We start from the raw sequence: 26,782 nt of genomic DNA, 5'->3' as shown, positions 1-26,782 counted from the left end.
AAAATGACGGAAAAGACTCTTGGCGTTCGGCTCACCGGCGACGAATCCGACCTGTTGCGCGCGTTTAGTGCTGGCAGTGCCGCGTCGGCGCAGTTTGCCGCGGCGACGGAAACCACCCTAGGTCGCGCTTCTGCAGCCGCTCAGCGGATGGGGGCGTCTTCCTCCCAGATGTCGGTCGCGGTAAACGCGGCCTCTGCTGGCGCCCAAGCATACGCAACCGCCGGGGATCGCTTTCTGCAAAGCCTGGAGCGCCAGGCGCAGGCGATTGGGAAGACCCGCTCGGAACTGCTGGAGCTCCGGGCTGCTGAACTGGGCGTCGCCGGCCAGGCCGCACCTCTGATCAGTCGATTGAAGGCCCAGGAAGCCGCGCTCAACGCTGGGTCAACCGCTCTGAATAAGCACGGCATGTCCGCCGCGCAGACAGCCGCGGCCATGCGTGGTGTTCCTGCACAGATTACGGACATCGTGGTGTCGCTGCAAAGCGGCCAACAGCCGATGACCGTCATGCTGCAGCAGGGCGGACAGTTGAAGGACATGTTCGGCGGGATCGTGCCTGCGGCGCGCGCGCTGGGCTCAACTCTGATGGGCCTGGTGAACCCGTACACGCTACTGGCCGGAGCGGCGGTGGCGTTCGGGGTCGCTGCATACCAGGGCCATGCCGAATCCGAACGGTTCAATCGCACGATCAGGCTGACGGGAAACTACGCCGGCGTTACGGCGGGCAGCATTCGCGAGATGTCCGCGGCTGCCGCTCAGCTTGGCGGCGGTGGGCTCGGCAAGGCGCGTCAGGCCGTGGAGTCGCTGGTCGCCACCGGCCAGATCTCGAAGGACACGATCTCCAGCTTGAGCGCCACGATGGTGGAGCTGCGGCGTGTGTCCGGTCAGTCGATGGATGATATATCCAAGGACTTCGCGCGGATGCCGGAGGGCGTCACGAAGTGGGCGGAAGAGCACAACCGCTCCATGAACTTCATGTCGCTTGCCCAGTGGGACTACATCCGCACGCTGGAGGAGACCGGGAACCGCGAAGCTGCGATGCAGGCAACGTCACGGGCCCTGCATGACTACCTAGGTACAGAGGCGCCTCAGAAACTGGGTTTCCTCGAGCGCGCATGGAAGGGCGCCAAGCAGGAGGCCGAGGGTTATTGGGAGGTGTTGAAGTCCATTGGCCGTGACACCACGCTGGATGAGGAGATCAAAAAGGTTCAGGGGCGGATTCGACAGCGCGAGCAGCGGCTGGAGCGGGGGGCACTGTCTGATGTGAATCGTCGCCGCACCGAGATGAACTTGGCGTCCGACCGCGCCGAGCTTTCTTCGCTGCAGGATCAGAAAGGCATCGAAGATGCAACAGAACAGATCAAGGGTCTGAACGCAGCGGCGGAGAAGGCTGCAATCGAGGCCAAGAAAGAGCTCTTGAAGCTTGATCTGGCTGCCGATAAGGGAAAACAGCTTAAGGAGGCGCTGAAGCAGCTAGATTCCTGGGTCACTGATACCAAGATAGTAAGTCCCAATGATCCAGATATCGAGCCCAAGAGAATTGAGGCGCTAAAGGCTTATCTCCGGAAGCAGTATGAGGACAAGGACGCCACCTCGGCCGGCCAGAACGGCATTTCTGCCCAGTTGGCTGCGATGCAGGCGCAGGCGCGGCTGCGGGAAGAGGCGTTACGGCAAGAGAACACGCGCCTAGAAGGCGAGCGTGCCCGCGGCCTGCTGTCGGAAGAGCAGTTCATCCACAAGCGCGCGGAGGCTCAGCGCGCCGCCCTGCAGGATGAGCTGGAGGTCGTGCGTAGGCAGGCGGAGATCGCCGGCGGCAAGAAGCAGTTGGCGGAGCGGGAGCGCTACCTTGGTCGGGTAAAGGAGCTCGAGGCCCAGATCGTGCGTTCGCACGCGCAAGAGGCCACGGATATTGAGAAGTACCAGGAGAAGATCCGAGGAGCTATCCGGGCCACTGAACTCGATATCAAGAACTACGTCGGCACGCGCGACCAGCAGGTCAGTCGCCAGATCAACGCGATGACCCTGGGCGCGAACGACCGTGCCTTGGTTGATTCGATCAACCAGGCGCAGGATCGGTTTCGGCGAATCCGAGACGGCTTCACGGACAAGGTTCTGCGGGAGGGCGGGGCACGCGCATTAGATTCGGAGCAGTACCAGCAGGGCATTGCCGAAATCGACGCTGCCATGTTGGCTCAGGTCGAACGCGAGCGCGGCTACATGCAGCAGCGCGTCGCGCTTCAGGCCGACTGGAAGAACGGCGCGCTGCTGGCCGTCAACGAGTGGGTCGACGGCGCGGCCAACCTGATGGGCCAGTCCCAGCAGGTGTTTTCCTCGTTGTTCTCCGGGATGGAGAACGTCGTGGCGTCGTTCGCCACGACGGGAAAGACGCACTTCTCCGACTTCACCCGCAGCGTCTTGGCCGACATTTCGAAGATCGCGGCGCGCCAGGCCATGGTGGGCCTCGTTACGGGAATTACTGGAAGCCTTTTCGGCCTCGGCTCCGGAGCGGCTGCTGGGACGGAAGCGATGGCCAGCAGCGTTCAGGCTGCCGGGGGTGACGGCATCGGGTCGCTCATCGCGTCGAATGGATGGGTCGCGAACGCCAAGGGCAATGTCTACACGTCGCCCAGCCTCTCCACGTACTCCAACGGCGTCTACGACACCCCGCAGGTATTTGCATTTGCGAAGGGTGCGGGCGTTTTCGCTGAAGCCGGGCCCGAGGCAATCATGCCGCTGCAGCGCGCCTCGGACGGAAGTTTGGGGGTTAGAGCTCAGATTCCCAATTGGCCCAGCGGACCTGGAGCTGACGGCGGCTACCGGGCAGGTCCTCCCGTGCAAGTGTCGATCTACCTACAGGAAGGGCGCGGTGTGCGTACCGACGCGCCGGCGGGCTTGGAGCAGTTTGGAAAGGAGATCGGCGAATTCGTTGACCAGCGCTGTCAGCGGCTGATTGCGCGTTCGTATAAGGCCGGCGGGGCGTCATGGAACCGACTGAATGGTAGGTGACCGTAGTGGAAATTTTTTCGTGGTGCCCGCGTAAGAACCCGCGAGGCGACGTTCGCTTTCGCGCGTTGAAAGCGCAGTTTGGCGACGGCTACTCCCAGGACGCCGAAGACGGCATCAATTCTCGGTCCGAAACATGGCCGCTGGAGTTTTTCGGAACGGAATCTGAAATTTTGCCGATCAAGGCTTTTCTCGACCGCCATGGCACTTGGAAGGGATTCCTCTGGACCCCGCCCATGGGCCAGCAGGCGGTCTTTCTCATGGAGCAGGGGTACAGCCCTGTTCCCATCGGTGGCGGCTGGTTCACGTTGACCGTCACCTTCAAGCAGAAATTCAAACCCTGATAGCTATGGCGACTCTCGAAGAAATCAATATCGGCCAGGCCGCCAACGACCGGAAGGGCGACCCGCTGCGCAACGCGATGCAGAAGGTCAACACGAACTTCTCGAGGCTCAATCTCGAGCTGAAGAGCGTTTGGGATAGCAAGGGCGCGGCCAACGGCATTGCCCCGCTGGATGCGAACGGCCGGCTCCCGATCGGGTATGCGCCGTACTCGCAGCGCCTGCCCAATACTGCGCACGACCTGAACACCTACACGGCGCCTGGCGTCTACGTGCAGGCGACGTCGGCCGGGGTCAGCGCTGGGGCCAACTACCCGATCCCCAGCCAGGGGTGGCTGGAGGTGATCCCGGACAACACGGCGTCGTCCGTCGTGGTCATGCAGCGATTCACCGCCAGGGCGTCGTCGGCCGCCGGCACGCGTGTCTTTGTGCGCACGCAGACGGGAACGGCAGGCAGCTGGGTGGACTGGACCGAGATCCCGAACTTCGCGGGCGTGTTCGGGTATATGGGCAACATGCCGGATTCTCCAGCGCCGAACCTGAACGACTACACCCAGCGCGGGATCTGGATCGTAGGATCTTCCAGCGCCGCCGCCAACGGCACCAATTTCCCAATCGGCAATTCTGGTGTCCTGCTTGTGCTGTCAGGCATCCACCCGGGACAGGCCGCCGGCACCACGGGCATCGTTCAGGTGTACGTGGCGGCGAACTCCAATCGCATGTTCTTCCGCACGCTGGTGTCGAACGTATGGAGGGATTGGGAAGAGGCGGTGCGCACGTCGTTGCTGGGCGCGGCGAACGGCGTGGCCACACTGGACGCCAACAAGAAAGTCCCGCAAGACCAGATTCCCGGCGTGCTCGGCAAGTCGTTGGGGGTGGCCGACAACCTCAACGATTTCGATACGCCCGGCACCTACTACATGAACAGCAACGCCACGGCGCTGCCGGAGCTGAATTATCCGGTCGTGCTGGCCGGCATGCTAATGGTCGAGGCGGCGACGGGCGGCAACCTGCAGGTCACGCAGCTCTACGTCACGAACCCGACGTCCAATCCGCGCATGTTCCTGCGCATCCGTTTCGGCACCTCGAAAACCTGGGGGCCCTGGTTCGAGTTGGCGCGCTTCGATCAGGCGATGACGCACACCTACCTGACCGGTTCGGGTGTGGATATGAACAAGCTGACCGCCGACAACACGTATTACACGTGGAATTCCAGCGCGGTGCAGAGCGGCGGCGTCAATTTTCCGCCCTCAGCTGCGAATTCGTCGGGTTCCCTATCGGTGGTGGTCATCACGGGTTCGTGGATGATCCAGACCTGCTCGATGACGCCATCGTCCACGCGACGTCCCATCGTGTTCCAGCGCATCGGCAACGGTTCCACCACCTGGGGCGACTGGCGCGTCACGCAGCCGATCTCCATCGCTTCCGACCTGCCGACCGCAAACTGCGGCGATGTGTACGTGGACGGCGTCGGCATGCACTCATGGATCGGTGGCGCCTACGTCAACGTTTCGCTCCCTTACATGGGATTGATGGCGGCCGGGCAGGACCTGAATACCTACTTGAATCGAGGCGTCTGGACAATCCCGACTGCCGCCGCTGCTAACAGCGGCTCCAATTTTCCGATCGGTCAGGCCGGTAATTTGGAAGTGTTCGCGCAAGTTTCCACGGGAGGTACGCCTGCCGGGTATGTGGTGCAGCGCTACACATCCGGCAATAGCAACCAGATGTTCACGAGGACCTATGCGAACGGCACGTGGACCGCTTGGAAAGAATACGCTGACATGGCGACTGCCATTACGCAGACGACCCTGAGCAGTGCTGCTGATGCCAACACGCTGACCACACCCAATACGCGCTACATCTGGACTAATGGTGCGGTCGTCAATAGCGGGACCAATTGGCCTTCCTTGTCGGGCTTGATGGCCCGAGGATTCGTGGACGTCGTGGCCATGAGTTCGAGCCAAATCTACCAGCGCTTCGTCTGCACCCTGGCCTCCAACGTTCATCCTATTGTGTTCGAGCGATACGGCAGTGTCGGCGGGACTTGGTACTCGTGGCGTGTGGCCGGTCCCTGGTCGCCCACTTCGTTTTCTTCATACGCACCTACGGCGGACTACGGGGATCTCTATGTGGATGGGGTCGGATGGCACCGTTGGAACGCGGGCCTGTCGAAGTATGCGCTCGCGCCGGTCACTCCGACGCAGCGCGAGGGCCTGGGCACCGAGTGGGTGAACGCGACGTCGATCTTGGTCAAGCCCGGCCGCTGCGCATCGACGAGCGGCGATGTGCTGCTGGAGCTGACCGCCAACAACACGCGCACGGTACAGACGTCTGGGGCGTACGTGCACGGCGCAAGCGGCAACGGCCTGCTGTCGGGCACCCGTCAGGCCGGCTGGTGGTACTACGTGTTCCTGCTGCGTCGGGATTCTGATGGCCTTGTCGCGGTGGCTTTCGACACGTCGGTCGTAGCCGCCAATCGCCCCGCCGGCTACAGCCACTATCGCCGCATCGGAACCGTGCGCACCGATGCCAGTAACAACCTGATGGCGTTTACGCAGATCGGCAACGAGTTCTGGTTCGACAACGTCGTACGAATCTACACCTTCGACGCTGTGGTGGCGGGCACGACCTACGCGCCGGGCACGGGCACGCCGGGGCCGATTTCCCACACCGTTCATCTGTCCGGATGGGCCACCACAGCCGCCGGGCAGCCAAACTTGTCGGTGGAGCTGAACCATCCGACCAGAGGCGGCGGACGTTCCGAGTTCGTCTACTTCATGGCATCCGGTGTGGGTTGGAACCAGATTTCCGACCGGTCTGTACCGATATACGCCAATCCGAGCGTGCCTACTTTGCAGTTCCGAGTGAACGGCGGCAACGGCAACGTCACCCTGTGGGCGCGTGGCTACACCGACCATTTTGAGGATTGACCGTGAAGTACTTTCAAGACAGTGAAACCGGCCAGTACTGGGGCCTACAGGACGACGTGCGCGTCGAGGAAACCGAGGGCGGCTTGGCGTTCTACGACATCACGGGCGCACCCTTGGCCGGCCTGCCTGCATCGCTTATCGCTATGGCCGGTGGACCGCCGGAGCCTCCGGCACCGGTGCCGGAGGCCGTCTCGCGATTCCAGGGCCGCGAGGCGATGTGGCAGACGCCCCACGGCGACATGTCGCTCTTCGAGGCCGCCGAGGCGGTCATCAACGACCCAGCGACGCCGGCGATGTATCGCCGGGCCTGGGCAGACCTGCAGGGGTTCCGCCGCGACAGCGAAATGCTGATCGCCATCGCCGCCACCCTGGGGCTGACGGCGCAGGACCTGGACAGTCTATTCATCTTGGCCGCTGGTATTGCGGCCTAAAGGATTCGAGGATGGGAATCAACGCAGACGTCCAGAAACTTGAGGTAGGGGCAGTCGTTCGACTTTTCGAACTGGATGCGAGCAACATCGGCGGGGCGACCTTGCGCTTTCACGGTTACGCCCAAGCCGGTCCTATCTGGTGGCAGGGGAATCGGTATGACCCCTGGGCGATCGAGGCAGAAGGGCTCGAGCTTACCGGAGAGGGTGAGCAGCCAACGCCTAAGCTGAGGGTTGGAAACGTCGGAATGCAAGAAGATGGAACGCCATTGGGTGGGGTGATTTCGGCGCTGTGCCTTGCTCTTGACGATTTGGTTGGGGCTCGGGTGGTGGTGCGTCGTACCTTGGGAAAGTACCTGGACGCGCGGAACTTTCCAGAGGGTAATCCAACGGCGTCGCCCGATGAGCATTTCCAGGACGATATCTGGATCGTGCAACAGAAGACGGGTGAAACCAAAGAAACTGTCGAGTTCGAGCTATCAAGCGCACTGGACTTTACCGGGCAGATGTTGCCGGCCCGCCAGATTATTGCCGGCGTTTGCGGTTGGCTGAGTATCGGTGGCTACCGTGGAACGTACTGCGGCTATACAGGGGCGCGCATGTTCGACATAGAAGGAAATCCGGTTTCCGATCCTGCCTTGGATCGCTGCTCGGGTTTGCTTTCTGACTGCAAGAAGCGTTTCGGCGAATACGAAACGGTCAATTTCGGTGGCTTTCCTTCGGCGGATCGCATCAGGGGCTAATCATGCGTAAGAGAACATTGGCAGCCATCCGGGCGCACGCGGTGGCTGAGTACCCACGCGAGTGCTGCGGCCTGGTGGTGCAAATTGGCGATATTGAAACCTATCGTCGCTGTAAGAACCTGGCAACGGGTTCGGATCATTTCGTGATGGACCCAGCGGACTACGCCGACGCCGAAGAGGCTGGGCGCATCACTGCGATTGTCCATTCCCACCCGGATATGCCTGCCACGCCCAGCGAGGCTGATCGGGTGGCATGCGAGGCCACAGGCTTGCCCTGGTTCATAGTTGCGGTGACCCAAGACGCCAGCGGCGCGCCGGCGGCCGAGGAAGTGTTGGGATTTGCGCCGGAGGGGTATGTGGCGCCGCTGCTCGGTCGTCCTTTCGCACATGGCGTGCTGGACTGCTACAGCTTGATTCGGGACGCATTCTCGCGGGAGCTCGGCATTGTGTTGCCTGACTTTCCGCGGGAGGACGGTTGGTGGGAGCCGGGTCGAACGGGGAACCTATACATGGACCACTTTGCAGAGGCTGGGTTTCGTCCGTTGGCCATCGGCGAGGGTATCCGGTTCGGAGACGTGGTGCTGATGCAGATTCGATCCGACCGAGTCAACCACGCCGGATTTTTCATGGGTGATAAAGCTTTGCAAGAAGCGCAGGACTTGTTCCCCGTCCCCAACGCAATGCTGCACCACCTGTATGGGCGTGATTCCGAACGGGTCGTGTACGGGGGCTATTGGCAAGAGGCGACGCGGCTGGTGCTGCGTTATCAGGGGTAAGCGATGAGCGAAAGGCTGCGAAACATTCGACTTTACGGATGGCTCGGCACTCAGTTTGGCCGGTTCCATCAATTGGCCGTCGGCAGCACTGCAGAAGCAATTCGGGCATTGTGTGTCGTGCTGCCTGGTTTTGAGAGGGCGCTGGCCGATAGCGAAGCGAAAGGGGTGCGATATGCGTGTTTGGTCGGAAAGCGCAACATTTCCGAAGAAGAACTTCGATCGCCGACTGGTGCGGATGTGATCCGTATCGCTCCGGTTCCGGCCGGGGCCAAACGAGGCGGTCTGTTCCAAACGATCTTGGGAGCGGCTCTAGTCGCGGTGTCGTTCTACGCACCCTTTGCAGGTTTGGCGATTACCTCAAACTTGACCGCTGGCACCCTGGCGTTCTCGCTCGGGGTATCTCTTGGGCTGGGCGGGGTATCGCAAATGTTATCGGCACAGCAGCGCGGATTAAGCGCAAAGGACGGGCCGGATAACGGCGCTTCGTACAACTTCAACGGACCGGTCAACACGATGGCACAAGGCAATCCTGTGCCGCTTTTGTATGGCCGGATGATCGTTGGTAGCGCGGTGATTTCGGCGGGAATCTACGCAGAGGATCAGGTATGAGGTTGCAGCACATTCCAGCCACTGGGGCGCCTTCGGGCGCCCTTTTTGTTTCCGGAGGCACTCAGCGACCGCGCGTTTCGGTCGTCGGCTACGGAGGCGGGAAAGGCGGTGGTGGAGGCCGAAGCCCTAAGGAAGCACCCGACAGTCTCCATGGAACTTCCTATGCGCGGGTGATCGACCTGATCTCAGAAGGAGAGGTCTTTGGGCCGGCCCATGGCTTGAATGAGGCGTTGCGCGACGTTTACTTGGACGGCACGCCCGTGGCGAATGCCGACGGAACGCTGAATGTTCCAGACATCGAGATTGATTTCCGGCCCGGCACGCAAACTCAAGATCCGCTTCCGGGGTTTCCCGCGGCGGAAAGCACCACTTCGGTCAATCTCGAGCTGCGGTTTGGCACACCCTGGGTGCAGACGCTGAGCAATCTGCAGTTGTCGGCGGTGCGGGTGAATCTCGCATTCGAAGGGCTATCTGAGGCCAGTGAAAGCAAGGGCATTGGCGGTTATCGCGTTGAGTATCAGATTGAACTCAGCACGGATGGAGGCGCCTATCAGGTTGTGCTTTCTAGCGCGGCGGACGGGAAGACGACGCAGCGCTACCCGCGGTCGCATCGGGTCGACCTGCCGAGAGCTCGGCAGGGATGGTCTGTGCGAGTCGCCCGGCTGACCCCGAACGCCAATAGCAACACGATCGCAGATCGTACGCTTGTGGATTCGTATTCGGAGGTGATTGACGCGAAGCTGCGATATCCGATGTCGGCAGTTGTCGGCCTCAAGATTGACGCGTCGCGATACCAGCGGATACCGACCCGAGCGTATGACTGGAAGGGCCGCATCATTCGCGTCCCTTCCAATTACGACCCCAATTCGCGTGTCTATGTGGGCACCTGGGACGGCACGTTCAAGCTGGCCTGGACGGACAACCCGGCATGGATATTTTTCGACCTGATCTCCAACGACAGATACGGGCTGGGCAGCCGAATCCCTGCGGGGTGGCTGGACAAGTGGAGTCTCTATCAGATCGGCCGCTACTGCGATGAACTGGTCCCTGACGGTTTTGGTGGTCAGGAGCCGCGTTTTACCTGCAACTGCTATCTCCAGTCGGCCGCCGACGCCTTCCGCGTGATGCAAGATCTGGCGTCGGTATTCCGCGGCATGGCGTACTGGGCCAGCGGTTCGGTGGTGGCGGTGGCTGATATGCCGGGTGATCCCGTCTACACCTTTACCGCAGGCAACGTCATTGACGGCCGGTTCACCTATGTTGGATCGGCGCTGAATACGCGTCACACAGTCGCGCTCGTTTCGTGGAATGACCTTTCCGACATGGGGCGCCAGAAGGTTGAGTACGTCGAAGACCGCGAAGCGCTGGCCCGCTACGGCCTGAAGAAGGTCGAGGTCAGCGCATTCGGGTGCACCTCTCGTGGCCAAGCCAACCGGGTGGGTAAGTGGTTGCTGCTCACATCGCGGATGGAAACGCGTTCGGTGTCGTTCTCCGTGGGTCTGGATTCGTGCCGCGTGCGACCTGGAAGCATTATCCGCGTGGCGGACCCCAATCTCGCGGGCCGCCGCATCGGCGGTCGCGTTCGGTCGGCCACTGCTGCGCAAATAACCGTCGATGCGGAATTGGGCGTCCGTCCTGGCGATCGGCTGACCATTAATTTGCCTAGCGGCGTTTCTGAGACTCGGATTATCAGTACTGCTGTCGGCCAGGGCGTGACGGCGGACATGACCACATTCACGGTGGATTCCACGGAGCTCACTGCGGATATGGTGGGCTTGCCCGGCACTGTTCTCATTTTGACGGTGACTGCCCCCTACTCGGAGGTTCCGGAGGCCGAGTGCGTATGGACCTTGGAGTCCGAGGCGCTTTCGGCCCAACGCTTCCGGGTCCAGCGCGTAAGGCAGACTGATGGCCTGATAGCGGAAATCGCTGCCATCCAGCACGAACCCGGAAAATTCAACAACGTCGACTTTGGCACGAGACTGGACCCGCCGCCCGTCAGTGTCATTCCACCCGGCGTGCAGCCCCCTCCGACGGGCGTGACGATTACCTCCTATCCGGTGATCAGCCAGGGTTTCGCCAGCCATACGGCGGTGTTCACCTGGGAGCGGGCCGACAGCGCGGTGGCGTACGAGGTGCAGTGGCGTCGCGACAATTCGGAGTGGGTGAATCTTCCCCGAACAGGCTCCACCAGCATCGAGGTGCCCAACATATACGCGGGCGCATTCATTTGCCGCGTGAGAGCTGTGAACGCCCTAGACGTAACGTCTATTTGGGCTTCCTCGGCCCAGACGCAGCTGGATGGCATTCTTGCGCCACCGCCGACGGTCACCAGCTTGACGGCTAAATCGCTCGTCTTCGCTATCCAGTTGAAGTGGGGCTTTCCGGCCGGGCCTTCGATCATCGAGCGGACCGAGATTTGGTACGGAACGTCGCCGTCTTTCGAGGCGGCGCAGAAGCTTGGAGACTATGCGTTTCCGCAAGACAGTGCCACGTTGATGGGACTGTCCGCGGGCGCTCGCCTTTACTTCTGGGCGATCCTGCGTGATCGCAACGGCGTCGCCGGTGTGCGGTATCCGGCCGGAAACGGGGCGGTCGGGCAGGCAAGCTCGGATGCCTGGGAAATTCTGGAGTACCTCAAGGGCAAGATTACCGAAACTGAACTGGCTCAGAATGTTTTAGCCCCTATTCAGAAAGTGCCTGTATTGGAAACACGCATTGAGCAGGAGGAGATCACCAGGAAAGAGCAAAACGCTGAGATGGCGCAGACCATTGCCACGGTAAGTGCAAAGGTCGGCGAAAACACGGCGTTGATTAAGGAGGAGGCGCTGACCCGAGCAGATGAGGTGGGCTCGTTGGGGAAGCGCGTCACCTCTGTACAGGCGTCTGTTGATGACGTGTCCGTGCGGGCTGATGGCGCACTCGACAAGGCTGGCGGCGCGCTTGATAGAGCCAATCAAGCATTCGCTGGGGTGGAGGAAACCAGCCAGGCCATCGCGCAGACCGACGGGAAATTGGCGGCCATGTGGAGCATCAAGGTTCAGACCTCATCTGGGGGAAAGAACTGGATTGCGGGTATCGGCGTGGGCGTCGAGAACAGCGGTGGCGTAAGGGAGTCGCAGGTAATTGTTGCTGCGGACCGTTTCGCGGTGCTTCACCCCAACGGCGATCAGGTTGCGTTGCCCTTCGCCATCGTCGGCGGCCAGGTTTTCATCAACGACCTGCTTGTCCGTAATGCCTCGATCGGTGCCGCCAAGTTTACGGATTACCTGGATTCCGACGCCACGGGGTTTGGAGGGCGGCCGCTTCTGCGCTTGAATTTTCGGACTGGATCGGCCGAGTTCAACGGGCAGGGGGCTGACGGTTCGCGCACGGAGATCAACAACAAGGGGATGAGGTACTACTACCCCAATGGCGTGCTGGGCGCACGATTTGGAGGCGACTGATGGCAATCGCTCCTCTCCAAGTCTGGGACGACCAAGGGCGAATGCTGATCAACTTCAGCACCCGCATTGCCCGCCAGCTCGGCGCAGTCTGGACCGGGACCAGCGACGGCAGCATCTACGTCCCCGAGCTTGCCGGTCCCGATGGCTGGATCGCGGTTCAGGCGCTGGGCGATTACGGGTCCGGGAACGCCCCAATGATCGCTCGCTCAGGGGGCACGATCTCCTGGCGGTTCGTCCCGGGCCAGCCCAACGGGCGCGTTAATGCCAAGATCCTTTACGGAGTTCGTTAATGGCTGATGCAGCTGTAGTTTTGTACAACGAAGCTGGAAATCTGATCGTTGATAGCCGGAACGTGAACATGTTCCTTCGGTACTCTGGGGTCACCGGTGCGGACCGCTACAACAATATCTTTGTGAATTGCATTGACCCCGTTCTCTTCTTTCGTCCCGTATCCGAGTTTGGCGGCGTCGTCGCCATGGCCCGCAACGGGAACGAAGTGCTCTATCGATTTCGCGGCCAATGCGAGTACTACGTATTTGATCGGCCTTGGCAGACCGGGGGGCCGATTGATATCTGGGCACAAGACGGGACGCACATTTTCATGAGCACGGCAAGGCCCATGGACGTGCTGCAAACCATCGACCTGCCCAACTACTTCGATGCCTATCGCCAGGCGTATCGGGATGGATGGGACTACGCGGGGCTGCCGGCGTCGAAGTATGCGTACAACGTGTCGTTCACTCGACAGGGGTACGACTGCATGCCGCAGGCAGGTGGCGGCTGGTCATGTTTTCTCTGCCTGGAGCACATCTACGCTAGATCCAACGGCCTTCACGTTGCATTTCCCGAGTATGGAATGCGGTTCTTCGGCTGGGCACCGCTCTTCGCGAACGTTTTCACCAGCTACGCCGGGGCGTGCCCCGTCTCGTTCATTGACGTGACCGGTTGGCTCTAAGGCCGCCGTCGATCTCGCCCACGTCGCGCGGGCATATTTCTTGGAGTTTAGATAGATGGCAGAACCTGCAAGCACAGGTGTTGTGGCGGCAGCAGCCGCGGGCGTGACGCTCGCCGGCCTGCTGCCTGGGATAGATGGCAATGCTCTCATCGGGGCGTTTGCCGGGGCGTCGCTTTTCGTCGTGTCGCGCAAGGAGGGTGGCTTGCTGTCGCGCGGCATCTACTGGGCTATCTCTTTCGTGATCGGCTACCTGGCCGCGCCGGACGTGGTGGCGCTGACGCCGATCAAGGAAACCGCCATCGCGGCCTTCGGTGCGGCGGCGCTGGTCGTGACTATCGCTCTGGCGGCAATCGAGCGCATCAAGACGTTCGATTTCACCGCGGTCTTCAAGAAAGGGGGCTGATATGCAACCTGCCGAAATGATCAGCATGGGCCACCAGCATCTGGTGGCCCTTTTGTTTGTGGTGGCGAATTTCGCGTCGGCGGCGCGGCTGCTGCTGTATCGCCGGAAGGGCGCCCGGTTTCGCCGCGGGATGTCCTGGCTGGCCTACCTGCTCATTGTGGGCACGGGCGGGCAAGCCCTGGATGTTCTTCTGCGGCACGAGCCGGTGACGGTCTGGCAGGCGGTTGTGGCGGTGCTGATCGCCGTGTTGGTCTATCGCGCCCAGGGGAACGTGGCGTGCATTGTGAGGATCAATTCATGACGCTGAAAGAGATTATCGCAGGGGCTATCAACCCCGCGCTGGCGCTGCTTCCGGCCAAGATGGACACGCCTTCGGCGCGCGTCCAGCTGCTAGCTACCGGTCTGCAAGAAAGTCGCTTGGTGGACCGCCGCCAACTGGTCGGCAGCCCGCCGCGACCGACTGGCCCTGCCAAGAGCTTCTGGCAGGCGGAGCGGGGAGGCGGCATGGTACATGGCGTTCGGCTGCACGCGGCTACGAGCGCCGCGGCGGCGCACCTCTACCAGGTCCGAGGTGTGCCCGCGCGCGATGCCGCAATCTGGGATGCCATCGAGCATGACGACGTGCTGGCGGCAGGCCTGGCTCGTCTGCTGCTGTGGAGCGACCCGGGCCGGCTGCCGCTTGTGGGTGACGAAGAGGGCGCCTGGCGGTTGTATCTGCGCACCTGGCGGCCCGGTGCTTACGACCGCGGCACGCCCGCCCAGCGCGCGGAGCTTCGCGCCAAGTGGGGCCGCAACTATGCCCAGGCCCTGGCCGAGGTGACCCGATGAAACCGCTGGTGCGTGCCGCGCTTCCCTATCTGATCGTCGTCGCCCTGGTGGTGGGCGCCGCACTCTGTGTGCGCTGGTACGGCTCCAGCCAATACCAGGCCGGCGGTGACGCGCGCCAGGCAGAAATCGAGAAGCGCCAGGCTGCTATCGAGCGCGCCTGGCAGGAGGAAAAAGACCGTGCTGATGCCCAGTTCCGCGGCGCCGTCCTGGCGCGGCAGCAAACCGAATCCAAGTTGGCCAAGGCTGAGCGTGATCGTGACGCCGCTTTTGCTCGCGTTGGGAGGCTGCGCAAGCAGCTTGCCGCCCGGGACGCCGAGGCATCCTACGCCGGCGGCGGACCTGATGGCGCCAGTCCCGACTGGATCGGCCTATTTGGAGAGTGTCTTGACCGAGCTCAACGCCTTGGACGCCGACTTGGCGAGGTGGGAAAAGATGGTGCAGGATGGGCTGACCAAGTGAACGGCCTGCAAGGGTACATTCATAGTCTGCGTGATGCGCGGTAAAGCGAGTGGGGTGCTTGGGATTTCGCGAACCAACCCCCATGTGCGTGATGTAGGCATGCACGTTGCTGTGGTAGAACGGAAGCTCGGCGATCCAGAGAGCAAGCCACTTTTCTAGCGCTATCTTGGCGATAGGGTAAAAAGGGGACATGCTATATTCCCCCTCGATCGCCGAATTGAGCTGATCACGGAACTTTGATAATGGCCCACCAAGTCTACTTTGTTACAGCGCTGTCGAAGCCAAGCGCCGTTGCCGAACGATTGCCGGAGGTCATCCCTGATGAAGGCATGATCTACAAGTTGGCGAACGATAAGTGGTTCGTTGTCTATGATGGCATCTCTCGAGAACTAGCCGAAAAGCTTGGCATGCGGGGTGATCCCTTTATTTCAAGTGGACTAGTCTTGCCCGTCTCTAGCTACAGCGGACGGGCACCTACCGATTTGTGGGAATGGTTGCGACTTCGGATGGAGTGATCATGGCGGTAAAGGGCGCATCAGAACGCCGGAGGTCGGACGCCTCGCGAATGATTGATACAGCAGACGACTCATCATCTAACGTCGTCTCGGACCCAGGAATAATGCGAGGTGATTACTCGCAATTCATCTGGCAAAAGTTGGATTCTATTGACACCCGGTTAGGCGAGTTGGCCGAGCGCCACGGGCGCATGGACGAAAAGCAAGGACGTGTGGCCAGTTCTCTCGAAAAAGTGGAAGGTAAAGTCTCGGACGTCGAAAAGTCGATCCGCTGGGTGAAAGCTCTTTTTGTGGTTGGCGGAGCTTTGATCGGTGGCGCTTTTGCGCTCTATAAAGTTTTCGAGTCGCACATCTCCATCACCCTCAAATGAGGGCATGAATTGATTACCTGCTGCGTGACCGCAGCGCCATACCCTTGCGCAGCTTGCGCGGTTGCTCCAGCAGCTCGGCCGTCATCTGGTCGCGCTCAATCACACAGGGTTCGGCGGCCAAGCCCTCCATCAGGTCGTCGTAGATCTCGCCCATGAGGCTTGCGGGCCGCTTCAGATCGCCGGAGACCTGGTGCAGGCGTAGCAGGACCGAGCGTAGCCGCTTGATCTCCCACAGCAGGGCGATCACATCGGGGTTCCACGGCTGACGCAGGCGGATGGTGCGTAGCTGGTCGGCGGTCAGGGGCTCTTTGAACGGCATAGCGGAAAACACTGGTTGTATATCCAGTATATTCCGCTTTAAATGGGGTCGATTGCGTTGGCGAGCTGGTACTTGGAATTGCCCACTTCTTTGCGCACCGGGTGCCAGGTGAACGCCGTTTCCGGCAGGCCATGCTCCAGCAGCGCAAGCGCCTGGGCAGTGGGAACCTCCGGGTCCACCCAGTGGATGGCGAGGTCGGCCGGCAGCGCTACCGGCCGCCGGTCGTGAACGTCGATCATGCCGCCCAGGGAGAGTCATTGGTGACGAGAGCAAAGCCGTGGGCTTCGTCCTTGTCGGCGCCGGGGCGCCAGTTGCTAAGGGCTGCGAAGAACAGCGGTGCATTGTCGGTCGCGTGGATGTAGTAGGGCTGCTTGGGCGGCTTCGGCCCATCGGCCAGGGGCTTCCATTCATACCAGCAGTCCGCCGGCACCAGGATGCGGCCGCGCGCGGTGAGCATCTTCCAGGGCCAGGCGCCGGCGAGGATCTTGTCCAGCCGCGCGCTTGACATGAAGTACTTCGAATTGTGCGGGCGCCAGCCCCAGTGTAGGCGCTCCAGCTCGAAGTCGTCGGCCAGGCGATGCATTGCCATCGGATGCGTGCCGGGCGGGATGTTGTAGCGCGGTCCTGCGGAATCGGCAAAGATCAGGCGCGGATTGGGGAACAGGCGCTCGACGTAATCCATAGGGCCTGACTTCTGGACAATGCGACCGCACATAGGCACCTCCAGGAAGAAGGGGAAGGGCCAGTATAGGATCAGTCCTGCACAGGAACCTCACCCTTGAGGCGTTGTAGGCGCACCTCGTCAAGGTAGATCAGTAGCGCGACCTCTAGGCGCTCCTTCTCCTGTTCAGTCAGCAGGCTAAATTGCTCGGGGGTGATTGTGTCGAATGGCCAAGGTTCCATGTCGGACACGCTAACCCATTGTGGCCGCTCGGATGCGGCTCAAGCGGCAATCTCGGACTGAACGCCGGCTTCCTTTAATATGGAGGTGTGGCGCGAACGCAAGAAATGCGGAATTTCGGGTGTGGTTGGTATTTTTGGTTGGTTTTTACCCTAAGTCTTTGATTTGCAATGTAGGATTACCCCCTTACAAGGCGTAGGTCACAGGTTCGACCCCTGTAGCACCCACCACCGAAAGCAAACCGCGTCGCTGCAAATCCCGCAAATCCGGATTGCAGTAACCATAGAAAACCCGCACACATCGCCGTGGCGGGTTTTTTGTTTGACGATGACTCCAGCCCGGTACTTCGCTGGACTGCGCCGTAGCTCGATGAAGCAGGTTTATCAAGGACTTACGCGCGTCCATCATATGCCGGTGCTTTCTGAAACTTGACCCGGTTTTCCCTCGCGCCGCTCCTATCTGGCTCTTGGAATTCGGGTCGTTCCAAGGAGTCATCATGGCGAAGATCAAGCTCACCAAGACCGCCGTAGAGTCGGCGCAACCCCAGGCCAAGGACATCGAACTACGGGATACCGTGGTGCCGGGTTTCCTCTGCAAGATTACCCCGAAGGGCCGTCGGGTGTTCATGCTCCAGTACCGCACGAACTCCGGGCAGCCCCGCAAGCCCTCGCTGGGCCTGTTCGGGGAACTGACCGTGGAGCAGGCCCGCGTCATGGCGCAGGACTGGCTGGCCGAGGTTCGCCGAGGCGGCGACCCCGGCGGCGCCAAGGCCGAGGCGCGCAAGGCGCCCACGGTCGAAGCGCTGTGCAAGAAGTTCATGGAGGACTACTCCAAGAAGCGCAACAAGCCGAGCACGCAGCGCGGCTATCAGGCCGTCATCGACCGCTGCATCGTCCCGCTGATCGGCCGCAAGAAGGTGCAGGACGTGAAGCGGCCCGACATTGCCGGGCTGATGGAGAAACTGGCCTACAAGCCCGCCGAGGCGAACAACGCCTTCGGCGTGCTGCGCAAGATGTTCAACCTGGCCGAAGTGTGGGGCTACCGCCCGGACGGCACGAACCCGTGCCGCCACGTCCCGATGTACCCGCCCGGCGAGGAAACCCGGCTCATCGTGGACGACGAACTGGCGCTGATCTTCCGCCAGTTGGAGAAGCTGGAGGCGGAAGGACTGGAGAACTACGTCATCCCGCTGGCGATTCGCCTGCAATTCGAGTTCGCCGGCCGCCGCTCCGAAATCTGCATGCTTGAATGGGATTGGGTCGATCTGGAGAACCGGCGCGTGGTCTGGCCCGACAGCAAGACCGGCGGCCTCTCCAAGCCCATGAGCGCGGAAGCCTATCGACTGTTCTCGACGGCACCGCGCCGAGAAGGTTGCCCCTACGTCCTGCCTTCGCCCAACGACCCGACCAAGCACCTGACCTTTGGCGAGCACTATGGCGGATGGTGCCGGGTGCTCAAGGCAGCCGGCGTCCCACACGTCGGCACGCACGGCATCCGCCACCGCTCCACGACCGACATTGCCAATTCGGGAGTGCCGACCAAGGTAGGCATGAAGCTGACGGGCCACAAGACCGTGGCGATGTTCATGCACTACGTCCACACCGAGGACAAGCCGGTGCGGGATGCTGCCGAACTGGTGGCGAGTCGGCGGCAGGCCATCACGGGCGCGCGGCGCCCTGCGGAGGCCACGGCATGAGCAAGAGGACGCTTTCGGTGGCGCCCCCCGCTGCCTTGGCGGCCGACTATCCCCGTTCCGCAATTTCCGAGACAGTGTCTGGGAAATTCGGCCTCGCCGAGCTGGCCAAGGTCTTCACGCTGCCGTGGTCGGCCTATGCGCTGCTGATTTCGGTCAAGGATGCCCGCGGATCGGTGGCCGGCATCCCGTCCAGTCGGCTCCGATTGTCGTGCCGGCGTCACGACAATCGGGCGGGCCATCCCTTCTATCTAGGTGCTACACCGGAGACTGGAAAAGTATGCCCGTTTCGGGTATAGTTTGGAGGTCGAAATGACGGTCATCCTCAAGCGCAAGGACTTTGCACGCTGGCAGTCGGGCGAGAAGCTGTCCGATGCCGCGTTGTGCAAGGCGGTTCAGGAGATGGAAAGCGGTCTGATCGACGCGGACTTGGGCGGCTCCCTCTACAAGAAGCGGGTGGCCCGCCCCGGTGGTGGTAAAAGCGGCGGCTACCGCACACTGGTATCGGCCAGGATCGGCAGCCGCTACGTGTTCCTGCATGGGTTCCCGAAGAACGACAAGGCGAACATCACGCAGGACGAGAAGAAGGCGCTGCAATTCGCCGGCAAAGCGTTCTTGCAACTGTCCGGGGAAACGTTATCGAAGGCGTTGCAGTCGGGCGTGTTATTGGAGGTGCATTGTGAGCAAGATCATTGAATCCCTGCGTGACGACCTGGCCACGCTTCATGAAGTGGGTGCGATCAGCAAGGTGACGATGCGCGAGTTCGACGCGATCTGCCCGCCGCCAGTGCGGGAGTTTGGCGCCGAGGACATTAGGCGCCTACGGGAGACGCTGAAATTCAGCCAGCCGGTGTTCGCGCATCACCTGCACACCTCGGCCTCGACCGTGCGCAAGTGGGAGCAAGGTGAAACCCGACCCGCTGGCCCGGCGCTGAAGCTGCTCAACATCATCGCCGACAAGGGGCTCCGGGCGATCCTTTGATTGATCTGCGTTTTCTGCCATAACCACCTAATTTCAGTTACGATCTTTTACGCTATCAAAACGTCGATGGAGGTGACAGATGGCAGAGAAAAGGAACGTGTTTATCAGCCATGTCCATAAGGACGATCATGGGCTCCAAAAGCTCAAAGATCTGCTGGCTCCGAAAGGGATGGATGTAAGGGACTCCTCCATCCATACAGGAAAGTTCAACAACGCCACGGATGAGCATTACATCAAGACGCAGATTCTGGCCCCAGCGATAAACTGGGCGGGCGTATTTATTTGCTACGTCTCACCCCAGACGAAAGATAGCGACTGGGTGACCTGGGAAATCGAATATGCAGCCAAGCAAGGCAAACGTATTGTTGGCATCTGGGAGCATGGTGAGAAGGAATGCGACATTCCTGAGGCACTGAAAGAATACGCCGATGCCTTGGTCGGCTGGAATGGTGACTCAATCATTGATGCGATCAACGGAAAAGATACATGGGAAAAACCCGACGGTGGCGCCTGTGATCCGGTTCCTCTGAAAAGGCATCCCTGCTGATGGCACGTGTCCACTCCTACGTGGTGCGGTACGACAGTGGTTTCGCACCCAATCCCTTTTACGAATACTGCACGCTTGCAACCTGCAAGCCAAATATCCGCAAGGGCGCTGACATCGGTGATTGGGTGGTAGGCAGTGGCAGCAATGATCGAAGTGTTCGGCGAGGCGGGTATCTGGTTTATGCGATGCAAGTCACCGAAACGATGACATTTGATGAATATGGGGCAGATCCACGGTTTGAATCTAAAAAGCCCTATCGCAACGGTAGTCGGAAGCAAAGTTGCGGGGACAATATCTACTTCAGAGCCGCACCAGCGGCCGTCTGGCAGCAACGAGATTCCTTTCACTCTCGCCCCGATGGTTCACTTAATCCTGATCACGTCACTCGCGACACGGGTGTAAACAGGGTTCTCATCAGCAATGACTTCGTGTACTTCGGAGGAGAGGGGCCGGAGTTCCCGGAAGAGCTAAAAGACCAGCAAGGCCGGTCTCTATGCAAAACAGGAATAGGTCTAACTACTTTTGACGATCCAAAACTGATTGCGAACCTAGAGCAATGGGTTCGTAGCTTTGGGCTGAATGGATATCAGGGCGCTCCATTCGAATGGCTGACGCTTCGGAGGTAACCGATGCACAAGGAAGGTTCTCTGCTGCTTTCGGACTACGCTTCGGAAATTGCAGCTACGGATGTACTCAGTCCAACCGATTTCAATCCTGTCCTTCAAGGGCTTTATGGGGAAGTCGGTGGAATAATGTCTACTGTCAAAAAACATGTCCGGGAAAAATCTGCGTACCCTGGTTTCAGAAGGGCGGCGGAAGAAGAATTCGGTGATACGCTTTGGTATTTGGCTGCGATCTGCCGGCGCATGCAAGCTCCACTTGAAGATATCTTTGCCGAGGCGGCGAATCACGGGAACTTCAAGAACATAGGGGCAGCAAGCGACATAGCCGAAGGTGCATTCGCTTACATCGCCATGCCTGTGGCGGCCCCTGCGTCGTTGGACATTACCTTGGTACGCTTGGGGCAGGCGGCCGCAGCTCTGCTGGGAAGTGGGCCTGCGCGCAATGACGTGGTCACCTTCGCGCGAGCCTATCTCGATGCAATCCATGCCGCAGAGTTGGCGTTCTCGGACGTAGCGCGGGGGAACCTCCGGAAAGCTAGGGGTGCATTCTTGGAGCCACAGGCGGTTGACCTGATTGGCCTTGATTTCGATAGCGAGTTTGGAATAGAAGAGCAGCTCCCTAGAGAGTTCAAGATCCGAGTCAATCAACGCGGTAGCGGCAAAAGCTATCTCCAATGGAATGGCGTATTCATAGGTGATCCCCTGACCGACAACATCGCTGACCGAGATGGCTACCGATTTCATGATGTTTTCCATTTTGCATATGCAGCCATCTTGCATTGGTCACCTGTAATACGGGCATTGATCAAGCACAAGCGAAAGAGCCAGTCCAAATATGATGAAGAGCAAGACAGCGGCCGGGCAATCGTCGTTGAGGAAGGGCTTACGGCATGGATTTTCTCTAGAGCCAAGGAATTAAACTATTTTGAGAATCAAGAAAAGGTTTCCCTTGGGATTCTCAAAACCATTGAAGAGTTTGTGAGTGGCTATGAGGTTGAGAAGTGCCCGCTAAAGCTTTGGGAAAAAGCCATCATGGACGGATATTCCGTATTCCGTCAAATCAAGAAAAATCAAGGCGGCTGGATCATCGGCAACCGAAAAGAACGCACCCTACAATATATGCCGCTTGAGTCTTAAGAATGAAAATCCACCCCTTTGTTGAATCAGTTTCCTCGCTGCAATTTGAGGACTGCTTCAATCCTTATTCTGATCGCTGTGAAGTTCATGATCGTCGAGACGCGCCCCGCCGCCGCGCCGCCGCACTTTCCGCATTATTGCGTCGCGCTTCAGAGGAGCCTGTAGATGCGATTTGGATCGGTCGAGATTTGGGGTATCGCGGAGGCCGCCGAACTGGGTTGGCCCTGACTGACGATGTTCACATGAGCCAACATGCCAAACGTTGGAATGTCGATCTGGCTCCAGAACGGCCCACAGTCGGCAATGCCGTAGCCGAGCGAACCGCTGCGGTTATATGGGGAATGCTAGAGCACATTGATGCTCGCATCTTTCTCTGGAATGTTTTCCCACTTCACCCTCATGAATCAGGGGATCCGTTCACCAACCGGCAACACAACGCCCGTGAAAGGCGAGCCGGCGAAGAGCTACTACAACAGCTCATCGTTCTGCTTCGTCCCTCGCGCATCGTCGCCATCGGCAACGATGCTGCCGCAGCCGCTCATCGAATCACGGATAGCGTGCCTGTTATCTGCGTGAGGCATCCGAGCTATGGCGGACAGACGCAGTTTCAAGGGCAAATCTCTGAACTGTATGGACATCCAATGAAGACTGGATCGCTGTTCTGACGAATTGCTCCAGCATTTTAGCGAGCGGATACCGCCCCTTCTATCCAACTCGCCAGGTTTTCACTGATGCAGCGACTGAAAGAGGCTCTGACGCTGGTGGAGGTGCGCACACTGGATCACGTCGTTGTGGCCGGGCAGGAAACAACTTCATTTGCAGAGCGAGGGCTATTGTGAACCGAGGGGGCTGCACAGGCGGCCCCATTTTTTTATTCGCTCCATCAAGCTTACTGAACGCAGTTACTGCAAAATTTCCCGGCTAATCCACAGGCAGAAGCTTTCGACGAAATAAGCTGGAATAGGTTCGGTCGCGTGAAAAAATTGGATCATATTCTCCCTGTTGATAAATTATTTTGGCGGCGGCCCCTGTTGTTGAAAGCGGGAGCACTGTAGCTTTGGGATGGTGTTCGACGAACAATTTATGCTCCTCATAGATCCCCTCCATGCCGCCGACGAACACCGCTGCGCTGAAACGGCGGCTTTCGATCATTGCTTGCCTCATGGCCGTCAAACTGGCTTCTCTGTTGCCATCAACCGCTGGCACCATATGCACGTCGACGTGGCCTGACCCCATAGGGTGGTCCGGTTTCAATCTTAGTTCATGATCGGCCTTGGGGCTATTGCCTGGGCAGATGACGGTGCTGCTCCGCTTGCTGGCGCAGGCCAGATGATGGCCTCGGGTGCCGGTGGCTTGTATCCAAGCGACGAGTGTGGCCTCTCGGTGTTGTAGTACCGCCGCCAGGCTTCGATGATGATCTTGGCCTCGGCGAGGCTGTAGAAGATCTCACCGTCGAGCAGTTCGTCGCGGAGCTTCGAGTTGAAGCTCTCGCAGTAGCCGTTCTCCCAAGGGCTTCCAGGTTCGATGAACGCTGTCTTTGCGCCGACGGCTACGATCCACTCCCGTACAGCCTTGGCGATGAACTCCGGGCCGTTGTCGGAACGGACATGGCCGGGCACACCACGCAGGATGAACAGGTCCGACAGGGCGTCGATGACGTCGGTCGAGTTGAGCTTGCGATCGATGCGGATTGCAAGGCATTCCCTGGTGAACTCGTCGATGATGTTGAGCATGCGGAATCTCCTGCCATCGTGGGTCCGACCCTCGACGAAGTCATAGGACCAGACATGGTTTGGATGCTCGGGTCGAAGCCGGATGCACGATCCGTCATTCAACCAGAGCCGCCCCTTCTTCGGTTGCTTCTGGGGAACCTTCAGCCCCTCCCGCCGCCAGATCCGTTCGACACGCTTGGCGTTCACCGTCCAGCCTTCAGACCGCAGCATCGCCGTGATCCTGCGATAGCCATAACGGCCATAGCGGGAAGCGAGCCGGATGATGTCGGAGGTCAACGCCTCTTCATCGGGCCGGCCTTGCGGCTTTTTGCGCTGGGTCGAACGATGCTGGCCGAGAACCTTGCAGGCAAACCGCTCCGAGACGGAGAACTTCGCCATGACACGATCGACGCAACGGCGACGGCGAGCGGGGCTCAGAAGTTTCCCGAAGCAGCCTCTTTCAGGATCAGCTTCTCGAGTGTCAGGTCCGAGACCGCCTTGCGCAGCCGGTCATTCTCTTTCTCGAGCTCCTTCAGCCGCTTCACCTGGTCACCCTTCAGGCCACCGAACTCCTTGCGCCACCGGTAATACGTAAACTGCGTCACGCCGATCAAACGGACCGCTTCTCCGACAGAACGACCTTGCGACAACAGAACATCGACTTGGCGCAGCTTCGCCACGATCTCTTCGGGTTTGTGCTTCTTCTGGGGCATTCCAACGTCCTCCTACGGCTCAATAGCCTACTTCAGGGAGGACCACTTTTCAGGGGGCAGACCACGCTAGCTCAGGAGGCAATCGACCCTCAAAAAGCTTACTTTGGTAAATCGCCACCCTGTTGCGGTCAAGGTTTGCCTCGCGGGAAAAGAGAGCCAATAGCGGCGTTATCGCCGGATGGCCGCCGCACGTGATTCGTCCAATCGGCAACACTACTTCAACCAAAGCCTTGATTGCTTCCCGTATAGCAAGAACATCGGCGGTGTCGAAAAATACCCGATTGCGATCAGGCAAAGGCACGCTGGCAGATAGAAATATATCTATCATGCGGTGAGCTCCTTCAGAAGTTGTGGCGCCTTCGACATTTGCACGGCCCGGATCGGCAAATACGAGTCAAGCCAATCTAGGTGAGAGAGCCACGTTCTCAGTACACCTCTATTGTCGTAAATCACCCATATTTCTCTCGTCTCAACAGTGGGGTTGGTAATGGCTTCGAACACTTCGTTGATGCGATCAGCGGTTGGTATTCCCACTGCCGGTACGATCGCCAGCGTTCGATTGGACTCGGTTTTGAGAGAAATCCAGCCTTCAATCTGAACACTTGGATCAAGTCCCTCGTCGCGGGCGGCGTCGCAAAAGTTATCGACCAAATATCGGTGGCGGGCGGCAATTGCTGGTGCGCGTAGCCGTTCGACCTCGTCGCAAATTCTCGTCACCAATCCCTTCGTGGCCCAACGCCCCCGCATTGGAATAAATCCAAAGAAGTCCCGACGCCTAAGCTTCATGAAGTGGCTGAAGGACGATGCAGGGTCTTCCTTTTGCCCCGGCCATAGTAGGTGCAAGATTTGCACATTGGTCGCGTTTGCGCGCGCCAATTCTTCAGCCGTCCAACGACCTTCTCTGAAGCCAGGTGTGTCGATCAGCACCACGACATCGGAATCCGACATCCTGTGCCAGAGTTGTGATTGGAAATCTGCGGCTGGAGGCACTGACCTCACGTCGATGAAAACGTCAAAGCCACGAGCATCGAGCGCATCGTACAACCGATCGGCCAGCGGCTGAGACCCTGTTCGTTTGTAACTGATGAAAAGTCGTCGCTCACGTCGCAACAGCCTAAATGTCTCAAGGACTAGCGTAACGAGGCGGGTGATGCCTTCATCGTTGGTGCCCAATACAATAGCATTGACATGTCTGAGCTGCGGCGGAATTTCTGCATGAACCTGGGACAAATCCGAAACGACCGGAGCGATAACGATCGAGTCATCAATCAACTCCGTCACAAGTGCGGTATCGGCAGTGCTTTCCGACGAGCCGAAAAATACTGCCATCACCGGCGATTTTAAGCTGCGGTTAGAGGCGTTGGCATCGCTGAGAAACGTAATTGCGTTGCTCGGAATCCCGAGCCCCTGAAGCGCCAGATCAACGCTACGGCGGAGGCGAGTGTCATGCCCATGGACCGCACCCAGCAGGATAAGCTGGTAGGGTGATCTCATGCTTGAGTTCTCGCTCATCGGCCAGCCATTCCCGCAGCAGTTTCAATCCATCCGCCAATATTTTTCCTGCCATCCTGGCCTATGAAATCGTAACTCAGGCAGTGATTTGACAGTTGGACTACGCTATTCGTTTTTGGTGCTGTGAACCACAGATCACCCTCAGGAATCGCAAGCGTGTAATCTGCGTAGGCCACCCACTTTCCGTCCTTCCACTCGGCGAGATATATGCCGCGATCGGTTCTATAAAGTCCCATCTGCGCCAATGGATCAGCACCCTTTGTAGATGTCGCTTTGTCTTTATTCTGGACACCGTGAATGAAAACGGTTAGCAAGCCGTTTCCCTTGATAACACTGCGAGCAATTTCGTAGCGCACCCATCGCCGTGACCATGTATGGGTTCCAGCAAGGACACAAGTTACCGAAGTATTCTCCAACCCCTTGCGGAGAAAAGTCTTTAGTGCATCGTCACTCTCTTTTTTCGATGCCTCAAACACGCTGCTGTCAAAGAAGCCCCGGCTTTCCTCATCGGATTCCTTCACAACCCAACTGTTGCGGACATTCCAGGCGCGCCATACATCAGGCTCATAGTGAAAAGAAAAGAATGTTCTGCGTGGCATTTTGACTCCATCTATTACACTAAACCCAGGCAAATTTGGATGTAGGTGACCCGCATCCTCCACAGCAAACGACACCTCGCAGGATGCAATTCAGATATTGCCGGTTCATCGTGCCTTTATAGCGTCGCTGACCCAAGTTTCAATATTCGACTTGATGTAGTCATACACATTGGTGCTGGTGGTGTATGGCGGATCGTAGACTTTACCCGTGACAGCTTCTCCATCAACGGTGAGGCC

Annotated in this window: 33 protein-coding genes and 2 pseudogenes; 26 read left to right on the top strand and 9 right to left on the bottom strand. The window is 59.4% G+C overall.

Annotated elements, in window-relative coordinates:
• Positions 1-3 precede the first annotated feature (3 nt).
• The 16 genes from C1I89_RS22155 to C1I89_RS22080 all read left to right on the top strand — a co-directional run bounded on the left by C1I89_RS22155 (position 4) and on the right by C1I89_RS22080 (position 15,807).
• Positions 4-3,003: a phage tail tape measure protein gene (locus tag C1I89_RS22155; protein WP_102774645.1), complete on the top strand. Its 3,000-nt coding sequence runs from the start codon at positions 4-6 to the stop codon at positions 3,001-3,003.
• Between the two features lie 5 nt (positions 3,004-3,008).
• Positions 3,009-3,344 (top strand): phage tail protein, encoded by a 336-nt coding sequence (locus tag C1I89_RS22150; RefSeq protein ID WP_258231500.1) that lies wholly within the window; start codon positions 3,009-3,011, stop codon positions 3,342-3,344.
• 5 nt (positions 3,345-3,349) lie between these two features.
• Positions 3,350-6,274, top strand: coding sequence for a pyocin knob domain-containing protein (locus tag C1I89_RS22145; RefSeq protein WP_102774643.1), 2,925 nt, complete (start codon positions 3,350-3,352; stop codon positions 6,272-6,274).
• Positions 6,275-6,276: 2 nt separating this feature from the next.
• Positions 6,277-6,705, top strand: coding sequence for a hypothetical protein (locus C1I89_RS22140; RefSeq protein ID WP_258231499.1), 429 nt, complete (start codon positions 6,277-6,279; stop codon positions 6,703-6,705).
• Between the two features lie 11 nt (positions 6,706-6,716).
• Positions 6,717-7,445, top strand: coding sequence for a phage minor tail protein L (locus C1I89_RS22135; protein WP_102774642.1), 729 nt, complete (start codon positions 6,717-6,719; stop codon positions 7,443-7,445).
• 2 nt (positions 7,446-7,447) lie between these two features.
• Positions 7,448-8,221, top strand: coding sequence for a C40 family peptidase (locus C1I89_RS22130; protein ID WP_102774641.1), 774 nt, complete (start codon positions 7,448-7,450; stop codon positions 8,219-8,221).
• Between the two features lie 3 nt (positions 8,222-8,224).
• Positions 8,225-8,830 carry a tail assembly protein gene (locus C1I89_RS22125; protein WP_102774640.1) on the top strand — a complete coding sequence of 202 codons (606 nt, stop codon included), beginning with the start codon at positions 8,225-8,227 and terminating at the stop codon, positions 8,828-8,830.
• Positions 8,831-9,000: 170 nt separating this feature from the next.
• A complete protein-coding gene (locus tag C1I89_RS22120; RefSeq protein WP_258231498.1) occupies positions 9,001-12,276 on the top strand; it encodes a host specificity protein J in 3,276 nt (1,091 codons plus the stop codon).
• A complete protein-coding gene (locus tag C1I89_RS22115; protein ID WP_102774638.1) occupies positions 12,276-12,566 on the top strand; it encodes a hypothetical protein in 291 nt (96 codons plus the stop codon). Before C1I89_RS22120 ends, C1I89_RS22115 begins: the two co-directional genes overlap by 1 nt.
• On the top strand, positions 12,566-13,231 hold the full coding sequence (locus C1I89_RS22110) for a hypothetical protein (RefSeq protein ID WP_146196930.1): 666 nt from the start codon (positions 12,566-12,568) through the stop codon (positions 13,229-13,231). Before C1I89_RS22115 ends, C1I89_RS22110 begins: the two co-directional genes overlap by 1 nt.
• A gap of 55 nt (positions 13,232-13,286) precedes the next feature.
• Positions 13,287-13,634, top strand: a complete 348-nt coding sequence (locus C1I89_RS22105; protein WP_102774636.1) for a putative holin — start codon at positions 13,287-13,289, stop codon at positions 13,632-13,634.
• 1 nt (position 13,635) lies between these two features.
• Entirely contained in the window at positions 13,636-13,935 is a 300-nt protein-coding gene (locus tag C1I89_RS22100) for a phage holin family protein (RefSeq protein WP_102774635.1), read from the top strand.
• Entirely contained in the window at positions 13,932-14,462 is a 531-nt protein-coding gene (locus C1I89_RS22095) for a hypothetical protein (protein ID WP_102774634.1), read from the top strand. Before C1I89_RS22100 ends, C1I89_RS22095 begins: the two co-directional genes overlap by 4 nt.
• Positions 14,459-14,965: a hypothetical protein gene (locus C1I89_RS34155; RefSeq protein WP_146196929.1), complete on the top strand. Its 507-nt coding sequence runs from the start codon at positions 14,459-14,461 to the stop codon at positions 14,963-14,965. Before C1I89_RS22095 ends, C1I89_RS34155 begins: the two co-directional genes overlap by 4 nt.
• A 198-nt stretch (positions 14,966-15,163) precedes the next feature.
• Positions 15,164-15,436, top strand: coding sequence for a hypothetical protein (locus C1I89_RS34150; RefSeq protein WP_146196928.1), 273 nt, complete (start codon positions 15,164-15,166; stop codon positions 15,434-15,436).
• Positions 15,437-15,486: 50 nt separating this feature from the next.
• A complete protein-coding gene (locus C1I89_RS22080) occupies positions 15,487-15,807 on the top strand; it encodes a hypothetical protein (protein ID WP_146196927.1) in 321 nt (106 codons plus the stop codon).
• A 13-nt stretch (positions 15,808-15,820) separates the two neighbouring features.
• On the opposite strand, the gene C1I89_RS22075 is transcribed toward C1I89_RS22080, so the two are convergent.
• The 4 genes from C1I89_RS22075 to C1I89_RS34595 all read right to left on the bottom strand — a co-directional run bounded on the left by C1I89_RS22075 (position 15,821) and on the right by C1I89_RS34595 (position 17,038).
• Positions 15,821-16,126 (bottom strand): hypothetical protein, encoded by a 306-nt coding sequence (locus C1I89_RS22075; RefSeq protein WP_102774630.1) that lies wholly within the window; start codon positions 16,124-16,126, stop codon positions 15,821-15,823.
• Positions 16,127-16,164: 38 nt separating this feature from the next.
• The gene (locus C1I89_RS35370) at positions 16,165-16,365 is read right to left on the bottom strand and encodes an SOS response-associated peptidase family protein (protein WP_258231497.1); all 201 of its coding nucleotides are present in this window, start codon (positions 16,363-16,365) and stop codon (positions 16,165-16,167) included.
• On the bottom strand, positions 16,362-16,808 hold the full coding sequence (locus tag C1I89_RS22070) for an SOS response-associated peptidase (RefSeq protein WP_258231496.1): 447 nt from the start codon (positions 16,806-16,808) through the stop codon (positions 16,362-16,364). The genes C1I89_RS35370 and C1I89_RS22070 overlap by 4 nt, the downstream gene beginning before the upstream one ends.
• A 71-nt stretch (positions 16,809-16,879) precedes the next feature.
• The gene (locus C1I89_RS34595; protein ID WP_181391023.1) at positions 16,880-17,038 is read right to left on the bottom strand and encodes a hypothetical protein; all 159 of its coding nucleotides are present in this window, start codon (positions 17,036-17,038) and stop codon (positions 16,880-16,882) included.
• Between the two features lie 108 nt (positions 17,039-17,146).
• Here C1I89_RS34595 and C1I89_RS34590 point away from each other — a divergent pair.
• From C1I89_RS34590 to C1I89_RS22030, 10 genes and pseudogenes are all read left to right on the top strand, one after another.
• Positions 17,147-17,257: pseudogene (locus C1I89_RS34590) on the top strand.
• A gap of 266 nt (positions 17,258-17,523) precedes the next feature.
• Complete coding sequence (locus tag C1I89_RS22065) at positions 17,524-18,723, top strand: tyrosine-type recombinase/integrase (RefSeq protein WP_028240170.1); 1,200 nt, start codon at positions 17,524-17,526, stop codon at positions 18,721-18,723.
• On the top strand, positions 18,720-19,019 hold the full coding sequence (locus C1I89_RS34145; RefSeq protein ID WP_033045758.1) for a hypothetical protein: 300 nt from the start codon (positions 18,720-18,722) through the stop codon (positions 19,017-19,019). The genes C1I89_RS22065 and C1I89_RS34145 overlap by 4 nt, the downstream gene beginning before the upstream one ends.
• Before the next feature lie 13 nt (positions 19,020-19,032).
• Positions 19,033-19,416, top strand: coding sequence for a type II toxin-antitoxin system RelE/ParE family toxin (locus C1I89_RS22060; protein ID WP_028240169.1), 384 nt, complete (start codon positions 19,033-19,035; stop codon positions 19,414-19,416).
• Positions 19,400-19,702, top strand: a complete 303-nt coding sequence (locus C1I89_RS22055; protein ID WP_028240168.1) for a helix-turn-helix domain-containing protein — start codon at positions 19,400-19,402, stop codon at positions 19,700-19,702. The genes C1I89_RS22060 and C1I89_RS22055 overlap by 17 nt, the downstream gene beginning before the upstream one ends.
• A 79-nt stretch (positions 19,703-19,781) precedes the next feature.
• Positions 19,782-20,249, top strand: a complete 468-nt coding sequence (locus tag C1I89_RS22050; protein ID WP_028240167.1) for a TIR domain-containing protein — start codon at positions 19,782-19,784, stop codon at positions 20,247-20,249.
• Positions 20,249-20,875, top strand: coding sequence for a hypothetical protein (locus C1I89_RS22045; RefSeq protein ID WP_033045760.1), 627 nt, complete (start codon positions 20,249-20,251; stop codon positions 20,873-20,875). The genes C1I89_RS22050 and C1I89_RS22045 overlap by 1 nt, the downstream gene beginning before the upstream one ends.
• Before the next feature lie 3 nt (positions 20,876-20,878).
• On the top strand, positions 20,879-22,009 hold the full coding sequence (locus tag C1I89_RS22040) for a nucleoside triphosphate pyrophosphohydrolase family protein (RefSeq protein WP_028240166.1): 1,131 nt from the start codon (positions 20,879-20,881) through the stop codon (positions 22,007-22,009).
• Between the two features lie 2 nt (positions 22,010-22,011).
• Entirely contained in the window at positions 22,012-22,674 is a 663-nt protein-coding gene (locus tag C1I89_RS22035) for a uracil-DNA glycosylase (protein WP_071534888.1), read from the top strand.
• 60 nt (positions 22,675-22,734) lie between these two features.
• Positions 22,735-22,848, top strand: a pseudogene (locus C1I89_RS22030) (JAB domain-containing protein); the annotation flags it as partial.
• Between the two features lie 82 nt (positions 22,849-22,930).
• On the opposite strand, the gene C1I89_RS34140 reads toward C1I89_RS22030, so the two are convergent.
• From C1I89_RS34140 to C1I89_RS22015, 5 genes are all read right to left on the bottom strand, one after another.
• A complete protein-coding gene (locus tag C1I89_RS34140) occupies positions 22,931-23,218 on the bottom strand; it encodes a hypothetical protein (protein WP_258231516.1) in 288 nt (95 codons plus the stop codon).
• Positions 23,219-23,265: 47 nt separating this feature from the next.
• A protein-coding gene (locus C1I89_RS22025; protein WP_102770881.1) for an IS3 family transposase occupies positions 23,266-24,434 on the bottom strand; the annotation gives its coding sequence in 2 pieces (ribosomal slippage) (positions 23,266-24,170 and positions 24,170-24,434; 1,170 coding nt in all).
• Positions 24,435-24,483: 49 nt separating this feature from the next.
• Positions 24,484-24,762, bottom strand: coding sequence for a hypothetical protein (locus C1I89_RS34135; RefSeq protein WP_146196925.1), 279 nt, complete (start codon positions 24,760-24,762; stop codon positions 24,484-24,486).
• The gene (locus C1I89_RS22020; RefSeq protein WP_158407679.1) at positions 24,759-25,928 is read right to left on the bottom strand and encodes a toll/interleukin-1 receptor domain-containing protein; all 1,170 of its coding nucleotides are present in this window, start codon (positions 25,926-25,928) and stop codon (positions 24,759-24,761) included. Before C1I89_RS22020 ends, C1I89_RS34135 begins: the two co-directional genes overlap by 4 nt.
• Positions 25,929-25,942: 14 nt before the next feature.
• Entirely contained in the window at positions 25,943-26,545 is a 603-nt protein-coding gene (locus C1I89_RS22015) for a TIR domain-containing protein (RefSeq protein WP_033041352.1), read from the bottom strand.
• Positions 26,546-26,782: the final 237 nt, after the last annotated feature.

Origin of the sequence: Achromobacter pulmonis, from assembly GCF_002885955.2 — a bacterium.
GTDB lineage: Bacteria > Pseudomonadota > Gammaproteobacteria > Burkholderiales > Burkholderiaceae_B > Achromobacter > Achromobacter pulmonis_A.
The sequence above is the reverse complement of the archived record's forward strand: the minus strand, read 5'-3'. Positions and strand labels throughout refer to the sequence as shown.

What these genes read in the sequence shown, in the direction of transcription:
- C1I89_RS22015 (WP_033041352.1), bottom strand. Translation starts at nt 26,545, where the DNA reads ATGCCACGCAGAACATTCTTTTCTTTTCACTATGAGCCTGATGTATGG.
- C1I89_RS22125 (WP_102774640.1), top strand. Translation starts at nt 8,225, where the DNA reads ATGAGCGAAAGGCTGCGAAACATTCGACTTTACGGATGGCTCGGCACT.
- C1I89_RS22155 (WP_102774645.1), top strand. Translation starts at nt 4, where the DNA reads ATGACGGAAAAGACTCTTGGCGTTCGGCTCACCGGCGACGAATCCGAC.
- C1I89_RS34155 (WP_146196929.1), top strand. Translation starts at nt 14,459, where the DNA reads ATGAAACCGCTGGTGCGTGCCGCGCTTCCCTATCTGATCGTCGTCGCC.
- C1I89_RS34140 (WP_258231516.1), bottom strand. Translation starts at nt 23,218, where the DNA reads ATGGTGCCAGCGGTTGATGGCAACAGAGAAGCCAGTTTGACGGCCATG.
- C1I89_RS22135 (WP_102774642.1), top strand. Translation starts at nt 6,717, where the DNA reads ATGGGAATCAACGCAGACGTCCAGAAACTTGAGGTAGGGGCAGTCGTT.
- C1I89_RS22070 (WP_258231496.1), bottom strand. Translation starts at nt 16,808, where the DNA reads ATGGATTACGTCGAGCGCCTGTTCCCCAATCCGCGCCTGATCTTTGCC.
- C1I89_RS22020 (WP_158407679.1), bottom strand. Translation starts at nt 25,928, where the DNA reads ATGAGATCACCCTACCAGCTTATCCTGCTGGGTGCGGTCCATGGGCAT.
- C1I89_RS22050 (WP_028240167.1), top strand. Translation starts at nt 19,782, where the DNA reads ATGGCAGAGAAAAGGAACGTGTTTATCAGCCATGTCCATAAGGACGAT.
- C1I89_RS22110 (WP_146196930.1), top strand. Translation starts at nt 12,566, where the DNA reads ATGGCTGATGCAGCTGTAGTTTTGTACAACGAAGCTGGAAATCTGATC.
- C1I89_RS34150 (WP_146196928.1), top strand. Translation starts at nt 15,164, where the DNA reads ATGGCCCACCAAGTCTACTTTGTTACAGCGCTGTCGAAGCCAAGCGCC.
- C1I89_RS22100 (WP_102774635.1), top strand. Translation starts at nt 13,636, where the DNA reads ATGCAACCTGCCGAAATGATCAGCATGGGCCACCAGCATCTGGTGGCC.
- C1I89_RS22035 (WP_071534888.1), top strand. Translation starts at nt 22,012, where the DNA reads ATGAAAATCCACCCCTTTGTTGAATCAGTTTCCTCGCTGCAATTTGAG.
- C1I89_RS22065 (WP_028240170.1), top strand. Translation starts at nt 17,524, where the DNA reads ATGGCGAAGATCAAGCTCACCAAGACCGCCGTAGAGTCGGCGCAACCC.
- C1I89_RS22045 (WP_033045760.1), top strand. Translation starts at nt 20,249, where the DNA reads ATGGCACGTGTCCACTCCTACGTGGTGCGGTACGACAGTGGTTTCGCA.
- C1I89_RS35370 (WP_258231497.1), bottom strand. Translation starts at nt 16,365, where the DNA reads ATGATCGACGTTCACGACCGGCGGCCGGTAGCGCTGCCGGCCGACCTC.
- C1I89_RS34145 (WP_033045758.1), top strand. Translation starts at nt 18,720, where the DNA reads ATGAGCAAGAGGACGCTTTCGGTGGCGCCCCCCGCTGCCTTGGCGGCC.
- C1I89_RS22075 (WP_102774630.1), bottom strand. Translation starts at nt 16,126, where the DNA reads ATGCCGTTCAAAGAGCCCCTGACCGCCGACCAGCTACGCACCATCCGC.
- C1I89_RS22105 (WP_102774636.1), top strand. Translation starts at nt 13,287, where the DNA reads ATGGCAGAACCTGCAAGCACAGGTGTTGTGGCGGCAGCAGCCGCGGGC.
- C1I89_RS22040 (WP_028240166.1), top strand. Translation starts at nt 20,879, where the DNA reads ATGCACAAGGAAGGTTCTCTGCTGCTTTCGGACTACGCTTCGGAAATT.
- C1I89_RS22145 (WP_102774643.1), top strand. Translation starts at nt 3,350, where the DNA reads ATGGCGACTCTCGAAGAAATCAATATCGGCCAGGCCGCCAACGACCGG.
- C1I89_RS22130 (WP_102774641.1), top strand. Translation starts at nt 7,448, where the DNA reads ATGCGTAAGAGAACATTGGCAGCCATCCGGGCGCACGCGGTGGCTGAG.
- C1I89_RS22080 (WP_146196927.1), top strand. Translation starts at nt 15,487, where the DNA reads ATGATTGATACAGCAGACGACTCATCATCTAACGTCGTCTCGGACCCA.
- C1I89_RS22060 (WP_028240169.1), top strand. Translation starts at nt 19,033, where the DNA reads ATGACGGTCATCCTCAAGCGCAAGGACTTTGCACGCTGGCAGTCGGGC.
- C1I89_RS34135 (WP_146196925.1), bottom strand. Translation starts at nt 24,762, where the DNA reads ATGATAGATATATTTCTATCTGCCAGCGTGCCTTTGCCTGATCGCAAT.
- C1I89_RS22115 (WP_102774638.1), top strand. Translation starts at nt 12,276, where the DNA reads ATGGCAATCGCTCCTCTCCAAGTCTGGGACGACCAAGGGCGAATGCTG.
- C1I89_RS22095 (WP_102774634.1), top strand. Translation starts at nt 13,932, where the DNA reads ATGACGCTGAAAGAGATTATCGCAGGGGCTATCAACCCCGCGCTGGCG.